Source organism: Oceanicaulis sp., assembly GCF_965249665.1.
In the GTDB taxonomy this organism is placed as follows: domain Bacteria; phylum Pseudomonadota; class Alphaproteobacteria; order Caulobacterales; family Maricaulaceae; genus Oceanicaulis.
In genome coordinates this window covers 1-2,500 of the sequence record NZ_OZ252247.1, presented here as the reverse complement: position 1 = coordinate 2,500, position 2,500 = coordinate 1, and the positions used below count along the sequence as shown (strand labels likewise).

Below are 2,500 nucleotides of genomic sequence, written 5' to 3'. Positions count from 1 at the left end.
GCATTTGTAGAGACATCCTGACTGACGGGCTCATGTCGGTCGTTTTCGTCATGTAGGTTTTTCCTGCGGACGAAGCGTTCACCGTGCATGAGCATCGTTGAGATCAAGCGTCAAAAGGGCGTCTGGTGGATGCCTTGGTGGCAAGAGGCGATGAAGGACGTGGCACGCTGCGTTAAGTTCCGGGGAGTTGCGAGCAGACTTTGATCCGGAAATATCCGAATGGGGGAACCCACCTTTACAGACCCTGGCGGTTGTTCGTCTGAGAGATCAGGCGGCCAATCACCAGTGTTTGTGAAAGGTATCTTATTCTGAATACATAGGGATAAGAAGCGAACTCGGGGAACTGAAACATCTAAGTACCCGAAGGAAAGGACATCAATTGAGACTTCCCTAGTAGCGGCGAGCGAACGGGAACCAGGCCAGTGTCTCTTCTTGAGTCAGCGGAACGATCTGGAAAGTTCGGCCATAGCGGGTGATAGCCCCGTACGTTAAAGCGATTGAAGAGACCTTGAGTAGGGCGGGACACGTGAAATCCTGTCTGAACATGGGGGGACCACCCTCCAAGCCTAAGTACTCCTTGCCGACCGATAGTGAACCAGTACCGTGAGGGAAAGGTGAAAAGCACCCCGACGAGGGGAGTGAAACAGATCCTGAAACCGGACGCCTACAAGCAGTCGGAGCCGCCTTGCGCGGTGACGGCGTACCTTTTGTATAATGGGTCAGCGACTTTGTCTCTCGAGCAAGCTTAAGCCGGTAGGTGTAGGCGCAGCGAAAGCGAGTCTGAATAGGGCGATTAGTTCGAGGGATAAGACCCGAAACCGAGTGATCTAGCCATGTGCAGGTTGAAGGTGCGGTAACACGCACTGGAGGACCGAACCCACGTCTGTTGAAAAAGACGGGGATGACGTGTGGCTAGGGGTGAAAGGCCAATCAAACTCGGAGATAGCTGGTTCTCCGCGAAATCTATTTAGGTAGAGCGTCTCGTATTACCTTCGGGGGTAGAGCACTGGATGGGCTAGGGGGTCCCAACGACTTACCAAACCTAACCAAACTCCGAATACCGAAGAGTAGAGCGAGGCAGACACACTGCGGGTGCTAAGGTCCGTAGTGGAGAGGGAAACAGCCCTGACCGCCAGCTAAGGTCCCTAAGTTATCACTAAGTGGGAAACGATGTGGGAATGCTTAGACAACCAGGAGGTTGGCTTAGAAGCAGCCATCCTTTAAAGAAAGCGTAACAGCTCACTGGTCAAGCGTTCCTGCGCGGAAAATGTAACGGGGCTTAAGTGATACACCGAAGCTGCGGACTCGAAAGAGTGGTAGCGGAGCGTTCTGTAAGTCTGTGAAGGTGGCCTGCGAGGGCTGCTGGAGATATCAGAAGTGAGAATGCTGACATGAGTAGCGATAAAGAGGGTGAGAGGCCCTCTCGCCGAAAGTCCAAGGGTTCCTGCGCAATGCTAATCAGCGCAGGGTAAGCCGGCCCCTAAGGCGAGGCCGAAAGGCGTAGTCGATGGGAACCAGGTTAATATTCCTGGGCCAGCGGGTAGTGACGGATTGCGGACGTTGTGCACTCTTACTGGATTGAGTGTGCAGCCAAGTCGTCCCTGGAAATAGCTCCCGCATGAGACCGTACCCCAAACCGACACAGGTGGACTGGTAGAGCATACCAAGGCGCTTGAGAGAACTCTGTTGAAGGAACTCGGCAAATTACTCCCGTAAGTTCGCGAGAAGGGAGCCTGGCATCAGGCAACTGGTGTCCAGGGGCACAGACCAGGGGGTGGCGACTGTTTATTAAAAACACAGGGCTCTGCGAAGTCGCAAGACGACGTATAGGGTCTGACGCCTGCCCGGTGCCGGAAGGTTAAAAGGAGGAGTGAGAGCTCCGAATTGAAGCCCCGGTAAACGGCGGCCGTAACTATAACGGTCCTAAGGTAGCGAAATTCCTTGTCGGGTAAGTTCCGACCTGCACGAATGGCGTAACGACTTCCCCACTGTCTCCAACAGAGACTCAGCGAAATTGAATTCTCCGTGAAGATGCGGAGTACCCGCGGTCAGACGGAAAGACCCCGTGCACCTTTACTACAGCTTCGCAGTGGCGTTAGTGGCGATATGTGTAGGATAGGCGGGAGGCTTTGAAACCAGAGCGCCAGTTCTGGTGGAGCCATCCTTGAAATACCGCCCTTATCCTCATTGACGTCTAACCGCGGTCCATGAACCTGGATCCGGGACCCTGCGTGGCGGGTAGTTTGACTGGGGCGGTCGCCTCCCAAAGAGTAACGGAGGCGCGCGAAGGTTGGCTCAGAGCGGTCGGAAATCGCTCGTTGAGTGCAATGGCATAAGCCAGCCTGACTGTGAGACTGACAGGTCGAACAGAGTCGAAAGACGGCCATAGTGATCCGGTGGTCCCGCGTGGAAGGGCCATCGCTCAACGGATAAAAGGTACGCCGGGGATAACAGGCTGATGATGCCCAAGAGTCCATATCGACGGCATTGTTTGGCACCT

The 2,500-nt window shown here is 54.6% G+C and carries 1 rRNA gene; it reads left to right on the top strand.

Features of this window, described 5'->3' with window-relative positions:
• Positions 1–101 precede the first annotated feature (101 nt).
• Positions 102–2,500, top strand: a 23S ribosomal RNA gene (locus ACP154_RS00005); the annotation flags it as partial.